This is a genomic window from Streptosporangium longisporum, assembly GCF_039534895.1.
GTDB classification, from domain to species: domain Bacteria; phylum Actinomycetota; class Actinomycetes; order Streptosporangiales; family Streptosporangiaceae; genus Streptosporangium; species Streptosporangium longisporum.
The window spans coordinates 267,379-281,131 of record NZ_BAAAWD010000019.1; the positions used below are offsets into that span (position 1 = coordinate 267,379).

At 72.0% G+C, this 13,753-nt stretch carries 13 protein-coding genes; 5 read left to right on the plus strand and 8 right to left on the minus strand.

Annotated features, from left to right (window positions below; all coding sequences use genetic code 11):
- The first annotated feature begins 11 nt into the window (after positions 1–11).
- The 4 genes from ABD832_RS33135 (at position 12) to ABD832_RS33150 (ending at position 4,564) form a co-directional block, all read left to right on the plus strand.
- Positions 12–1,640, plus strand: coding sequence for an amidohydrolase (locus tag ABD832_RS33135; RefSeq protein WP_344903466.1), 1,629 nt, complete (start codon positions 12–14; stop codon positions 1,638–1,640).
- Between the two features lie 201 nt (positions 1,641–1,841).
- Positions 1,842–3,173, plus strand: a complete 1,332-nt coding sequence (locus tag ABD832_RS33140; RefSeq protein ID WP_344903469.1) for an MFS transporter — start codon at positions 1,842–1,844, stop codon at positions 3,171–3,173.
- Positions 3,174–3,227: 54 nt separating this feature from the next.
- On the plus strand, positions 3,228–4,103 hold the full coding sequence (gene sigJ / locus ABD832_RS33145; RefSeq protein ID WP_344903472.1) for an RNA polymerase sigma factor SigJ: 876 nt from the start codon (positions 3,228–3,230) through the stop codon (positions 4,101–4,103).
- The gene (locus ABD832_RS33150; protein WP_344903475.1) at positions 4,100–4,564 is read left to right on the plus strand and encodes a carboxymuconolactone decarboxylase family protein; all 465 of its coding nucleotides are present in this window, start codon (positions 4,100–4,102) and stop codon (positions 4,562–4,564) included. Before sigJ ends, ABD832_RS33150 begins: the two co-directional genes overlap by 4 nt.
- A 45-nt stretch (positions 4,565–4,609) precedes the next feature.
- Here the strand turns inward: ABD832_RS33150 and ABD832_RS33155 are convergent, their stop codons facing one another.
- The gene (locus ABD832_RS33155) at positions 4,610–5,827 is read right to left on the minus strand and encodes an FUSC family protein (protein WP_344903478.1); all 1,218 of its coding nucleotides are present in this window, start codon (positions 5,825–5,827) and stop codon (positions 4,610–4,612) included.
- A gap of 281 nt (positions 5,828–6,108) precedes the next feature.
- Here ABD832_RS33155 and ABD832_RS33160 point away from each other — a divergent pair, with 281 nt between their 5' ends.
- Positions 6,109–6,765, plus strand: coding sequence for a pyridoxamine 5'-phosphate oxidase family protein (locus ABD832_RS33160; protein ID WP_344903481.1), 657 nt, complete (start codon positions 6,109–6,111; stop codon positions 6,763–6,765).
- 214 nt (positions 6,766–6,979) lie between these two features.
- Here the strand turns inward: ABD832_RS33160 and ABD832_RS33165 are convergent, their stop codons facing one another.
- From ABD832_RS33165 to whiA, 7 genes are all read right to left on the minus strand, one after another.
- Positions 6,980–7,819: an arabinan endo-1,5-alpha-L-arabinosidase gene (locus ABD832_RS33165; RefSeq protein WP_344903483.1), complete on the minus strand. Its 840-nt coding sequence runs from the start codon at positions 7,817–7,819 to the stop codon at positions 6,980–6,982.
- Positions 7,820–8,528: 709 nt separating this feature from the next.
- Positions 8,529–8,876, minus strand: coding sequence for an RNA polymerase-binding protein RbpA (locus ABD832_RS33170; protein ID WP_012892502.1), 348 nt, complete (start codon positions 8,874–8,876; stop codon positions 8,529–8,531).
- Positions 8,877–8,952: 76 nt separating this feature from the next.
- The gene (gene secG / locus ABD832_RS33175) at positions 8,953–9,183 is read right to left on the minus strand and encodes a preprotein translocase subunit SecG (protein WP_344903486.1); all 231 of its coding nucleotides are present in this window, start codon (positions 9,181–9,183) and stop codon (positions 8,953–8,955) included.
- 130 nt (positions 9,184–9,313) lie between these two features.
- Positions 9,314–10,096 (minus strand): triose-phosphate isomerase, encoded by a 783-nt coding sequence (gene tpiA, locus ABD832_RS33180; RefSeq protein WP_344903489.1) that lies wholly within the window; start codon positions 10,094–10,096, stop codon positions 9,314–9,316.
- Positions 10,097–10,115: 19 nt separating this feature from the next.
- Positions 10,116–11,309, minus strand: coding sequence for a phosphoglycerate kinase (locus ABD832_RS33185; RefSeq protein WP_344903492.1), 1,194 nt, complete (start codon positions 11,307–11,309; stop codon positions 10,116–10,118).
- On the minus strand, positions 11,306–12,313 hold the full coding sequence (gene gap, locus ABD832_RS33190) for a type I glyceraldehyde-3-phosphate dehydrogenase (protein WP_344903494.1): 1,008 nt from the start codon (positions 12,311–12,313) through the stop codon (positions 11,306–11,308). The genes ABD832_RS33185 and gap overlap by 4 nt, the downstream gene beginning before the upstream one ends.
- A gap of 382 nt (positions 12,314–12,695) precedes the next feature.
- Entirely contained in the window at positions 12,696–13,676 is a 981-nt protein-coding gene (whiA, locus tag ABD832_RS33195; protein ID WP_344903497.1) for a DNA-binding protein WhiA, read from the minus strand.
- Positions 13,677–13,753 lie beyond the last annotated feature (77 nt).

Sequence of the window (13,753 nt, forward strand, 5' to 3'; positions counted from 1 at the left end):
CGAGGAGAGCCATGCCCCCCACTCCCGTGAGCGACCTGCTCTTCCGCGGCGGCCGGGTCTTCCTCGCCGCCGGCGCCTTCGCCGAGGCGGTCCTGGTCCGCGACGGCCGCATCGCCGCCGTGGGGACCGAGTCCGACGTGGTACGGCTGGCCGCCCTGGGCCACGAGGTCGTGGACCTGGACGGCGCGCTGCTGACCCCCGCGTTCACCGACGCGCACATCCACCCCGTGCTGGCGGGCCTGGAGCGGGCCAGGTGCGACCTGTCGGCGGTCTACGGCCTGCCCGACTACCTGGAGCGGGTCACCGCCTACGCCGGGTCCCATCCCGGGCGCGCGTGGATCGAGGGCGGGGGCTGGGACATGTCGGCCTTCCCCGGCGGCCTGCCGCACCGCTCCCAGCTCGACGTCGTCGACCGCCCGGTCTACCTCATCCAGCGCGACCACCACGCCGCCTGGGTGAACACCCGGGCGCTGGAGCTGGCCGGGATCACCCGCGACACCCCCGACCCCGCCGACGGCCGGATCGAACGCGACCCCGACGGCACCCCGAGCGGCGTGCTGCACGAGGGCGCGATGGACCTGGTCGGCCTGCTCGCCCCCCGCCCCACCCCCGGCGACCTGCACGAGGCCCTGCTCTCCGCCCAGGAACACCTGTTCTCCCTCGGCGTCACCGGCTGGCAGGACGCCATCATCGGCTCCTACGCGGGCTGCGAGGACCCGCTGCCCACGTACCTGTCGGCGGCGGCCTCGGGCGCGCTGCGGGCCCGCGTGGTGGGTGCGCTCTGGTGGGACCGCACCCGCGGCGCCGAGCAGATCCCCGAGCTGCTGGAGCGCCGCCGCTCCGCCGAGGGCCTGGAGCGGTTCCGCGCCACCTCGGTGAAGATCATGCAGGACGGCATCGCCGAGAACTTCACCGCCGCGGTGATCGAGCCCTACTGCCGCTGCGGCGGCACCGGCCTGTCGTACGTCGAGCCCGCGCTGCTGGGAGGGTACGTCGCCGAGCTGGACCGGCACGGTTTCCAGGTGCACGTCCACGCCATCGGCGAGCGGGCCGTCCGCGAGGCGCTGGACGCCTTCGAGGGGACCGACCCGGCCAACCGGCACCACATCGCGCACCTGCAGATCATCGAGCCGTCCGACGTGCCGCGCTTCGCCCGGCTCGGCGTGACCGCCAACCTGCAGCCGCTCTGGGCCACCCACCACGCCCAGATGGACGAGCTGACGATCCCGTTCCTGGGCGAGGAACGGTCGGGCTGGCAGTACCCGTTCGCCGACCTGCTGCGCGCGGGCACGCGGTTCTGCGCGGGCAGCGACTGGCCGGTCTCGGTCGCCGACCCGATCCAGGGCATGCACGTGGCCGTCAACCGCACCGAACCGGGCGGATCGGTGCACGCGGACTACCCGACGGCGCAGACCCCGTTCCTGCCCGGCCAGAGCCTGGACCTGGCCACGGCCCTGACCGCCTACACCGCGGGCTCGGCGTGGATCAACCACGACGACGACGCCGGGAGCATCGTCCCGGGCAACCGCGCCGACCTGGTCGTCCTGGACCGCGACCCGTTCACCGAGCCCGCCGCCGACATCTGGCGGACCCGGGTCGCCATGACCTTCGTCGACGGCCAGGAGGTCTACCGCCGCTGACCGCCTGCGCGGGGGTGAGCCTGTGGCGCCCCGGCCGTGACAGGGCCTTCCGGCGAGCGGCGGTGCCGGGGGGACGCGCCGCTGATCGCGGTGTCACGGGGCCCGTGACGGCACCGGCGGCCGTGGCGGGGCGCCGGTGCCCTTCCGTAGAAGATCGTTCGATCACTGGAAAAGATCCTCGAAGCGGGTGATAGTGATCCGGTGGCGGAAGCATCGGGAGCGGAGGACGTGCCCTCGCCGCCGTTGTGGCGGGACCGGAACTTCGGGGTCTTCTGGGTCTCCCAGACCCTCTCCGTCGCCGGGGACTCGTTCGCCTACATCGCCGTCCCGCTGCTGGTGCTGCACGTGACCGGGTCGGTCGCGCAGATGGGATTGCTGACGGGCGTGGCGGGTGCCGCGTCGGTGTGCGCCGGGATCTTCGCGGGCGTCCTGGCCGACCGGTTCGACCGGCGGACCCTGATGATCTGCTGCGACCTCGTCCGCCTGGTGCTGTACGGGCTCATCCCGCTGGCCTGGACGTTCGGCCCCCAGGTCTGGCTGCTGTACGTGGTGCTGCCGGTCGGCGAGGCGGTCGGCATGGTCTTCCAGGTCACCTACGTGACCGCGGTGCGCAACCTGGTGGGCGTCGACCGCGTCACCGAGGCCAACGGCCGGCTGTACGCGACCGCCGCGGCGGCCGGTCTCGGCGGCCCGCTGCTCGCCGGGGTGGTGTCGGGGCAGTTCGGACCGGCCGCGGCGATCGCCGTCAACGCGGTGAGCTTCGCGCTGTCGGCGGTGGGCCTGTTCTTCGTCCGGTTCCGAACCGCCGAGGCCGCCGACGTCACCGGGGTCACCGGGGTCACCGAGGCCGCCGAGGCCGCCGAGGCCGCCGAAGGCACCGGGGTCACCGAGCCCGCGCCGGCGCGGCAGAGGCCCTGGCGGGAGTTGTCGGCCGGTGCCCGGTTCCTCTGGCGGCATCCGGTGCTGCGCTCCCTGACGATCCTGCTGTCCTTCTTCGTCTTCTTCACGCTCGGGATGACCGACGTGCTGATCTACCACCTCAAGCACGACCTGGGCCGCTCCGACGGCACCGTCGGCACGGTCCTCGCGATCGCCGCCGCGGGGACGATCGCGGGCTCCCTGCTCGTGGCGCCCGTCCGCCGCAGGCTCGGGTTCGGCGCCACCTGGATCGGCGCCATCGCCGTCAGCGGGGTCGCCATGGCGTGCGTCGGCCTCTCCGGCCGGGTCCCGGTGATCGCCGCGCTGATGGCCGTCTACCTCGGCGGCGTCAGCGTGGCCGGGATCTGCTCGATGTCCCTGCGCCAGCAGGTGACCCCGGACCATCTGCTCGGCCGCGTCACCTCGGCGTTCTGGACCATCCACTTCTCCCTCGGCCCGGTGGGCGCGGCCGTGCTGACCTGGGGTGCGGGCGAGTACGGTGTCACCGTGACCTGTCTCGTCGCCGGCATCGCCTGCCTGCTGATCGCGGTGACCGCGCTGCTGACCCCCATCCGCCGTTCCGGCCCCGAGCACACGGCGCCCGCCACCTCGTGACGCGCGGCCACAGAACGGATGTCACAGACTCCGGGCCCGTCCCGTCCTTGTCGTGTGAACGGTGACGAGGCCCTCGCGGCCGAGTTCGAGGCCATCCGGCCGCGGCTGGTCGGCGTGGCGTACGGGCTGCTCGGCAGTCTCGACGAGGCCGAGGACGTGGTGCAGGACGCCTGGTTCCGGCTGGGCAGGACCCGGCGCGCGGAGATCGAGGACGTCACGGGCTGGCTGGTGGTCACGGTCTCCAGGCTCGCGCTGGACGTGTTGCGTTCGGCACGCGTACGCCGCGAGGAGTACGTCGGGCCGTGGCTGCCGGAACCGGTGGTGACCGACGGCGACCCGGCCGACCGGGTGACGCTGGACGAGTCGATGAGCCTGGCCATGCTGGTCGTGCTGGAGTCGCTCAGCCCGGCCGAGCGCACCTCCTTCGTGCTGCACGACGTGTTCGGGCTGCCGTTCGAGGAGGTGGCGCGGGCGGTCGGACGGTCGGCCGCCGCGTGCCGGCAGCTGGCCGCCCGTGCCCGCGGGCACGTCGCGGCGCGGGCGCCTCGCTTCGAGGTCGACGAGACCGAGCACCGCAGGGTGGTCGAGGCGTTCGCGCGGTTCGCCCGGGACGGCGAGGGCGACCTCGCCTCGCTGATGCTGCTGCTCGACCCGGACGTGGTGCTGCGCAGCGACGGCGGCGGGGTGGTGGGGGCGGCCCGGCGGCCGATCCACGGCGCCGACCGGGTGGCCCGCTTCGTGCTCGGGGTGGCCGGGAAGTACGACCGCGGCGACAGCGTGCTGACGTCCGCCACGGTCAACGGCCGGGCCGGGCTGCTGCGGACGCGGAACGGGACGATCGACGCCGTCTACGGGCTGACCGTGTCCGAGGGCCGGATCACCGAGATCGACATCGTGATGAACCCGGAGAAACTAAGGAGTGTCCGATGAAGCAGCGGATGAACGTCGCCGAGCTCGCCCCCGAGGCGTACCGGGCCATGCAGGGGCTGGAGAGGTACACGGCCTCCAGCGACCTGCCGCACACCACGCGCGAACTGGTGAAGATCAGGGTCAGCCAGATCAACGGCTGCGGTTTCTGCGTGGACATGCACTGCCACGACGCCAAGGCCGCGGGTGAGAGCGACGAGCGGCTGTACGCGGTGGCGGCCTGGCGGGAGACGCCCTTCTTCACCGAGGCCGAGCGGGCGGCCCTCGCCCTGGCCGAGGAGGCCACCCGCCTGTGCGACCGCGGCGAGACCGTGCCGGACGAGGTGTGGGCGGAGGCCGAGCGGCACTACGAGCCCGAGACGCTGGCCGCGCTGGTCGTGACGATCTCGACGATCAACGCGTGGAACCGGATCGCCGTCATCACGCGCGCGGTCCCGGGAACGCTCCGCGGCCGGACCGCCTGACCCGGGCCCGCACGCCGGGTGCCCGTACGTTCCCTGTGGCCCGTCTCACACGAGGGCGTCGGGCACCCCGTCCCCGTCGCCGAGGACGGCCGGGTCCCGCAGGGAGTCGGCGTGCAGCGCCTTGAGGATCGTCAGGACGCGTTCGGCGTCGGTGAGCAGGCTCCCGGTGACGGCCCAGCCGCGCGGCTGGTCCAGGCTGCCGGTGCGCACCTCCTCGGTCATCTGCTCCTGGATCGCGTCGGCCCGCTCCAGCGCGACGGAGATGAGCGCGCTCAGCCGCGCGGGCTCGTCCGCGATGCGCATCCGGGCCCGTAGCGCCCGGGCGAGCAGGTCCAGCAGCTCGGCGTAGTCGCGCCCGAACTCCTCGCTGATCCACGGCGGGCCGTCGCCGTGGGGGCGCCCGCGCTGGGCGATGTGGGCCAGCGCCCGCACCAGGGCGTGCAGGTGCACGCCGATCTCGCTCATCGCCGACAGCAGCCGCTGGTAGTCGTCCGGCTCAGGGACGCGGGCGCCGCGCAGGTTGTAGCGGCGGCTCTCGGCGCCGTCGGCGATGGCCGAGGCGGCCCGGGCCAGATGCTCGTCCAGCCGTTCGGCCTGCTGCCGCCAGTCGGGCAGGCCGGACAGGTCACAGCCCTCGCGCATTCCGCCGGCGACGTTCTCCAGCAGGGTGGCGGCCTCCCCGCTCAGGCGGCGCACCGCCTCGCGCGGGCGGCGGTAGTACAGCGGGGGCCAGAGCATCGCGTTGACCAGCGCGCCGCAGACGGCTCCGACGCCGGTGGCCACCACGTAGGCCAGCAGGTAGCGCTCCTGGGAGGCGGCGCCGAACGACAGCATCAGCACCGCGGTGGTCGCCACGTCGGTGCCGTGGCGGCCCATCCGGTGCCAGCGGGCCGCGACCAGCGCGGGCGGCACGACCAGGAGCAGGCCCAGCGCGGTGAGGCCGATGAGGTAGCCGACGCTGCCGGCCAGTATCACTCCGGCCGCGACCGCGAACACCCGCCGTACCCCGTTGGTCAGGGTCTGGTAGACGGTCGCGTGCACCATGATGACGGCGGTCGCCGGGGCGATCCACACGGTCTCGCGCGGCAGGAGGCGGTCGGCCAGCAACCAGGCCAGCACCGCCGCCAGGGTCGCCTTGGCGATCTGCCGGAGCTCGAAGCGCTGCTCGGAGTCGCGCGTGGCCAGCCCTGCCGCCTGTTCGCGTACGTACCGCAGCTCGCGCCGGATCGCGGCGCGCAGCCGGTCGGTGCCCGGATCAGCCATGCCCCGACCATCACGCAATGATCATCGTTTGGCAAACCAGGGGCACCTTCCCGCCCCACCCCTGCCTGGAAGATGGAGGTCTCGTAATGGTCATGCTCCTATGCGGCGTAAGTTCCCAACATGGGGGCACACCGGTTATGTCGGATTGCCCGGCAAGGCGCATGGACGAGATACGGGCGATTCGATGCACACTCCATGGAAGCGACACCGGGGCGCCGCGCCGCCGCCCTCCCCCACCCGCGGCGCGAGCCGTACCGCACCCGCGAAAACAAGGAGTGTCGATGCCGGACATCACCCCCGCACCGGACGGCCTCGGCCGTCGTGTGGCCCTCAACCGTGAACGTCTCGGCCTGAGCCGCGAGGAGCTCGCCGAGCGCAGCGGCATCCCCCCGACCTCGGTGGAGTACATCGAGGAGAACCCGGTCGGCGTGACCGACGGCGCGCTGTCGCACCTGGCCGACGCGCTGGACACCACGCCCGGCGACCTGCTCGCCGGCGACGTGGAACGGCCCCTGGACGACGAGCCTCCCCCGCCGAAGGAGCTCGCCCCGGACGAGTGCATGCGGCTCATCGCCCCCGGCGGCGTCGGCAGGATCGCCTTCGACGGCCCGGCCGGACCGTCCGTGCTGCCGGTCAACTACCGGGTGCACGACGGAGTGATCGTCTTCCGTACGCGCTCGGGCGGCCCGATGGACCAGGACCTGCGCACCGGCGTCGAAGGCGTCGAGATGAAGATCGGCTTCGAGGTGGACCGGATCGACGAGACCCGCCGGGAGGGATGGAGCGTGCTCGTCCAGGGCCCCGTCCACCACGTCGCTCCCGAGGAGCTGCCCTCGGTGGCGGGCGTGGGCGTGGAGCCCTGGGCGGGCGGTGAGCGCGACCTCTACGTCAGGATCGCCCCCAGCCGGATCACCGGCCGCCGCATCCTCGCCTCCTGACCCGTCCCCCGCCACACCCGTCACCGCCCGACGTCACACTTGACGTCACCGCTCACATCGCCGCTCGACGTCATAGTCCGGCGCGGCCGGGCCGGTCACGCCGGCGAGGCCACCCTGGGGGCTCCCGACCCGGGGGCCGTCGCCGTCGCGCCGTTCTCCGAGCCGGCGCTCTGCGCCCGGCCCGGACCGCGCCTCCCGCCGGTACGGCGGGGTCTCAGTGGACGTACGGCCAGCCGGCGGAGTCCCAGCCGAGCAGGTTGACCCCGAGCCTGGCCGAGCCGTCGTCGGCGTAGTAGTGGTAGACGAGCAGGTCCCCGTCGGCGTCGGGCATCACCGCGGGGTGGCCGGGGCCGTGGACGTTCCCGTGGCCCGCCAGGATCTCGGTCCCGCCGCCCGAGGTCATCCGGGTCCCGTTACGGTCGACGAACGGCCCGGTGACCGAGGTCGAGCGGCCCACCATCGTGCGGTAGGTGCTCTGTGCCCCCCGGCAGCACAGGTCGAAGGAGACGAACAGGTAGTAGTGACCGCCGCGACGGTGGACGAAGGGCGCCTCGACCGCGCCGGAGGCGGTGGTCCGCTGCGCCAGGCCGCGGACCGAGGTGTCGGAGGACGACCTCTTGCCGGTGGCCGGGTCCAGCCGGATCATCTTGATCCCGGACCAGAAGGAGCCGAAGGACAGCCACCACCTGCCCTGGCCGTCGACGACGAGGTTGGGGTCGATGGCGTTGTACCCGCTGTCGGCCGTGGTCTCGACGACCAGCCCCCGGTCGGTCCAGGACCCCGAGGCTCCGGTCGTGCTGGTGGCCAGGAAGATCGCCGAGCGGGACGAGCCGAAGGTGGAGGCCGAGTAGTACAGGTGGTAGCGGCCGTTGCGGTAGGAGAGGTCGGGAGCCCACAGGTTGCGGCTCCCACCGGTGTAGGCGGTGGTCCAGGGCGCCCCGTTGGGCCAGACGACGCCGGCGTTGCGGAAGGCCGTCCGGTCGGCGGAGGTCTTGATGCCGATGCCGTCCGCGGTGTGGACCAGCAGGTAGGTGCCGTCCGGCTTCTTCACCATCGAGGGGTCGTGGACGAGGACGTCCCCCGGTGACCCGGCCGGGCCCCGGGTAGTCGGCGAGCGAGGTCCCGGCGGCTCCCGAAGCCGGCGCGGCACCCGGCACCGACACCGGCACCGAGGCCCGCGTCGACACCGGAGCCGAGGCCCACGTGACGGCCTGTGTGACGGCTAGCGTGACGGCCGTCGCACCGGGCACGGCGCCGGACGGGGCGTCGGACATCGCGTCGGACGGGGCGGAGGCCCGCTGCGCGGCGAGCGCCGACTGCGGGAGTCCCAGTGCGGTGACGGCGATCGCGCACGCCGCGACCAGGGCGCGGCCGAACCTGGGGCGTCTCATGTCATCGTCATCCTCTTCAGGCGGGGGCCGACCTGATCACCGTGCTTCGCGACGTCGATTAAAACGTGTTCATCGGACTGACCGCACGGTATGGAAAGCGTTTTCTAAGGTCAACCCTCCGGGAACGCGGCCCCCGTCCCGACCGTCCGTCGGCGCACCCCAGAACCGTGATCGCGACGAACCGGACCCCCGCCGGGAGATGAAAGTTTCACCGTCCGCACCGGAGCGCGGTGAGACCGGCCGCGACCGCCCGGTAGTCCGGGAGCGCCCGGCAGCCCGCGACCGCCCGGCGGCCCGGGAACGACGAAGACCCCCGCGGGATCACCGCGAGGGCCTTCGACGGCGCACGGCACGAGGCCGCGCGGAGCCGGACTAGTAGATCGGGCGCGAGGAGGAGCGCAGCCGCTCCAGGGCCTCGGCCAGGATCTGCGCGCCGTCCTTGTCGCTACGGCGCTCCTTCACGTACGCGAGGTGCGTCTTGTACGGCTCGTTGCGCGGCGGGGCGGGCGGGTTGGCCTCGTCCTGACCGGCGGGGAGACCACACCGAGGGCAGTCCCAGAACTCGGGAACGGCCGCGTCGCTGGCGAAGCTGGGGCGCGTCTCGTGCATGTTCGCGCACCAGAAAGGCACCCGTACACGGGGGGCCGCCTCGCCGCGCTCCGCCTCTCCCATCGGGCCGGCACCGACACGGCTGCCACGGATCGCGTTGCCACTACCCACGGATGAACTCCTTGCTCGATGGCCCCGCCGCTTGGGGATGCGGGGAGTGAACCACTGTCACGCCTGTCGAATCGGGTCAGGGTCGCAGGAGAAGTCCCAGCGCGACGATGCACACCAGCCAGAGGAGACCGGTGATGACGGTGAGCCTGTCGAGGTTGCGCTCCACCACCGAGGAGCTTCCGAACGACGACGAGAACCCGCCACCGAACAGATCCGACAGACCGCCGCCCTTGCCCTTGCGAAGCAGAATGAGCAGCATCATCAGCAAGCTCGCCAGCATGAGGGCGATGGAGATTCCGATTGTCACCGTTGACCTGTTCCCTGTGTGCGCGTGACCCGCGTCCGGGCACGACCCTGTGTACGCCGAGGCGTGACGATTCAAACTTGCTCTAAGAGGGTATGACGTGATGTCAAGTCGTACCCCCCGAATGGCTCAGTCAGTTCGACAATTCACCAAAACGGCAAATCTTAACGAACTCCCCGGGGTCGAGGCTGGCCCCGCCGATCAGGGCACCGTCGACATCAGGCTGCGCCATGATGCCCGCGATGTTGTCGCCCTTGACCGACCCACCGTAAAGGATACGGACACCGGCGGCCACCTGCGCATCGTACAGCTCGGCGAGTCGCGTCCGGAGCGCGCCGCAGACCTCCTGGGCGTCGTCCGGGGTGGCCACCTCGCCGGTGCCGATCGCCCATACCGGCTCGTAGGCGATCACGATGGACGCGACCTGCTCGGCGGTGACCTTGCGGAGCGCCCCGTCGAGCTGCGCGAGGCTGAAGGCCACCTGCTCGCCCTGCCGGCGCACGTCCAGGCCCTCTCCCAGGCACAGGATGGGGGTGAGCGAGTGCCGGTAGGCCGCGTGCACCTTGGCGTTGACGACGTCGTCGTCCTCGCGGTGGTACTGGCGGCGCTCGGAGTGCCCGATGGTGACGAACGTGCAGCCGAGCTTGGCGAGCATCGCACCGGAGATCTCTCCGGTGTAGGCCCCGCCGTCGTACGCGGACAGGTCCTGCCCGCCGTACGTGATCCGCAGCTTGTCACCGTCCACCAGCGTCTGCACGCTGCGCAGGTCCGTGAAGGGCGGCAGCACGGCCACCTCGACCCGGTCGAAGTCCTTGTCGTTGAGGGCGAAGGCGAGCTTCTGGGTGTGGGCGATGGCCTCGAGGTGATTGAGGTTCATCTTCCAGTTGCCGGCCATCAGCGGCTTGCGGACTGTCATCGGGCACCGACCTCCGGGTTCACTTCTGCTCCTCCAGGGCCACGAGGCCGGGGAGGGTCTTGCCCTCCAGATACTCCAGGCTGGCCCCGCCACCGGTGGAGATGTGCGAGAAACCGTCCTCGGGCAGGCCGAGCTTGCGCACGGCCGCGGCCGAGTCCCCCCCGCCGACGACCGTGAAGGCCTCCGAAGCGATCAACGCCTCGGCGACCGCGCGGGTTCCCCCGGAGAACGCCTCGAACTCGAAGACGCCCATCGGGCCGTTCCAGAACACGGTGCCGGCGTCGGCCAGCTTGCCCGCGAACAGCTCGCGGGTGCGCGGGCCGATGTCGAGCCCCTCGCGGTCGGCCGGGATGGCGGTGGCGTCGACCACCTCGTACTCGGCGTCCTCGGCGAACTCGACGGCCGCCAGCACGTCGACCGGCAGGACGAGCTCCACGCCGCGCTTGGCCGCCTCGTCGAGGAAGCCGCGCACCTGCTCCAGCTGGTCCTCCTGCAGCAGCGACCCGCCCACCTCGTAGCCCTGGGCCGCCAGGAAGGTGTAGGCCATGCCGCCGCCGACGAGGAGCCGGTCGACCTTGGTCAGCAGGTTGCCGATGACCCCGAGCTTGTCGGAGACCTTGGCACCGCCCAGCACCACCACGTAGGGGCGCTCGGCGTCGTCGGTCAGCTTCCTGAGCACGTCGACCTCGGCCAGCACCAGCGTGCCCGCGGCGTGCGGCAGCAGGCCGGGCACGTCGTAGACGCTGGCGTGCTTGCGGTGCACCGCGCCGAAGCCGTCACCGACGTACAGGTCGGCGAACGCCGCCAGCCTCCCGGCGAACGCGGCCCGCGCGGCGTCGTCCTTGGACTCCTCGCCGGGCTCGAAGCGCAGGTTCTCCAGCAGGGCCACCTGGCCGTCCTGGAGGCCGTCCACGACCGCCTGGGCGGACTCCCCGACCACGTCGGTCGCGAAGGCGACCTCGGCCTCCAGCAGCTCTCCCAGCCTCCTGGCCACCGGGGCCAGGGAGAACTCGGGGTTGGGCTTGCCCTTGGGGCGGCCCAGGTGCGCGACGACGATCACGCGGGCGCCGCGACCGGCCAGGTCCTTGATCGTCGGCACCGAGGCGCGGATGCGGCCGTCGTCGGTGATGACGTCCCCCTCCAGGGGGACGTTGAGGTCGGCGCGCACCAGGACGCGCCGACCCTTCACGTCGAACTCGGTGATGTCCTTCATCGCAGGTCGGCGCCGACCAGCTCGATGAGGTCCACCAGGCGGTTGGAGTAGCCCCACTCGTTGTCGTACCAGCCGACGACCTTGACCTGGTTGCCGATGACCTTGGTCAGGCCCGAGTCGAAGATGCAGGAGGAGGGGTCGGTGACGATGTCGGAGGAGACGATCGGGTCCTCGGTGTAGGTGAGGTAGCCCTTGAGCGGGCCCTCGGCGGCGGCCTTGAGCGCGGCGTTGACCTCCTCGACGGTGGTCTCGCGGCCGACCTCGACGGTGAGGTCGGTGGCCGAGCCCGTGGGGATCGGCACCCGCAGCGCGAAGCCGTCGAGCTTGCCCTTGAGCTCGGGCAGCACCAGGCCGATGGCCTTGGCCGCGCCGGTGGAGGTCGGCACGATGTTCAGCGCGGCGGCGCGGGCGCGGCGCAGGTCGCTGTGCGGGCCGTCCTGCAGGTTCTGGTCCTGCGTGTAGGCGTGGATGGTGGTCATCAGACCCTTCTCGATACCGAAGGTGTCGTTGATGACCTTGGCCATCGGGGCCAGGCAGTTGGTGGTGCAGGAGGCGTTGGAGATCACCGTGTGGCTGGCCGGGTCGTAGGTGTCGTGGTTGACGCCCATGACGACGGTGACGTCCTCGTTCTTGGCCGGGGCCGAGATGATGACCTTCTTGGCGCCGTTGTCGGCGTGCACGCGGGCCTTGTTGGCGTCGGTGAAGAAGCCGGTGGACTCCACCACGACGTCGACGCCCAGGTCGCCCCAGGGCAGCTTGGCCGGGTCGCGCTCGGCGAAGGCCTTGATGGTCTTACCGTCGACGATGATCTCGTCGGCGGTGCTCTTCACCTCGTACGGCAGGCGGCCGAGGATGCTGTCGTACTTCAGAAGGTGAGCGAGGGTGGCGTTGTCGGTCAGGTCGTTGACCGCGACGATCTCGATGTCCTTGCCGCTGGCAGCGACCGCACGCCAGAAGTTGCGGCCGATACGGCCGAATCCGTTGACGCCTACGCGGATGGTCACGGTGCCGATCTCCTCGTACGTCGGTGCGCCGATCGTGGGACCGGCGACTGGGGGTGGCTGAAACCTCAACCACGAACCCTATCGGACCCAAATTGGTGTAGACCACTGGAGGGGTAGGGTGCGTTATTTCATGCTTCATGAAGGGGTATCGCACCCTTCACGTAAGACGCCCGGATCGTCCGGTAAATTCCTCCAGCCCCGCCGGGACCTGCGACGACGGGCCACGATCCGCACCCCGCGGGACGCCCCCGCGAGGACGGCGCGGACGCCACCCCGGCGGCCTCACCCGCCCCGCGGGCCCCGCGGTGCCCACCCCCGCGCTCCCCGCCGGACGGTTGGAGCGTTCCGCTCCCGGCGGGCGGCCCGGACCGCCGTACCGTCCTCAGGGGGAGAGCATGTCCACGGTGAGGTTGGCCTCGGTGTTGGGGATGCCGACGTCCTGGGCGCGCTTGTCGGCCATGGCCAGCAGGCGGCGGATGCGGCCGGCGATGGCGTCCTTGGTCAGCGGCGGGTCGGCGAGCTGGCCCAGCTCCTCCAGGGACGCCTGCTTGTGCTCCACCCGCAGGCGACCGGCGATCACCAGGTGCTCGGGGGCCTCCTCGCCGAGGATCTCCAGGGCCCGCTGGACCCTGGCCCCGGCGGCGACCGCGGCGCGGGCCGAACGGCGCAGGTTGGCGTCGTCGAAGTTGGCCAGCCGGTTGGCCGTGGCCCGGAACTCCCGGCGCATCCGCCGGTCCTCCCAGGCCAGCACGCTGTCGTGGGCACCCAGCCGGGTCAGCAGCGCGCCAATCGCGTCACCGTCGCGGACCACCACCCGGTCCACGCCGCGGACCTCCCGGGCCTTGGCGTGGATCTTCAGGCGCCGTGCCGAGCCGACCAGCGCGAGCGCCGCCTCGGGCCCGGGGCAGGTGACCTCCAGCGACATCGAACGCCCCGGCTCGGTGAGCGAGCCGTGCGCCAGGAACGCCCCCCGCCAGGCGGCCTCGGCGTCGCACGTCGCCCCCGCGACGACCTGGCGCGGCAGGCCGCGCACCGGGCGGCCGTGGTTGTCGATCAGGCCGGTCTGGCGGGCCAGGGCCTCCCCGTCGCGGTAGACCCGCACGAGGTAGCGCGAGCCCTTGCGCAACCCGGCCGGGGCCAGCACGAGCACCTCGGCCTTGTGCCCGAAGACCTCGCCGATGTCCTTGATGAGCCGCCGGGCGGTGACGTTGGTGTCGAGCTCGGCCTCGATCACGATCCGCCCGCTCACCAGGTGCAGCCCGCTCGCGAACCGCAGCAGCGTCGACACCTCGGCCTTGCGGCAGCAGGGCTTCAGTACCGGAAGCCTGCTCAGCTCGTCCTTGACCACACCGGTCATCGCCATGCGCGTTCGTCCTCCCCCATACAGACCCCTTGCGGCCCGAGATGAATCGGGCTCACAGAAGTTTCTCGCACTCCTGA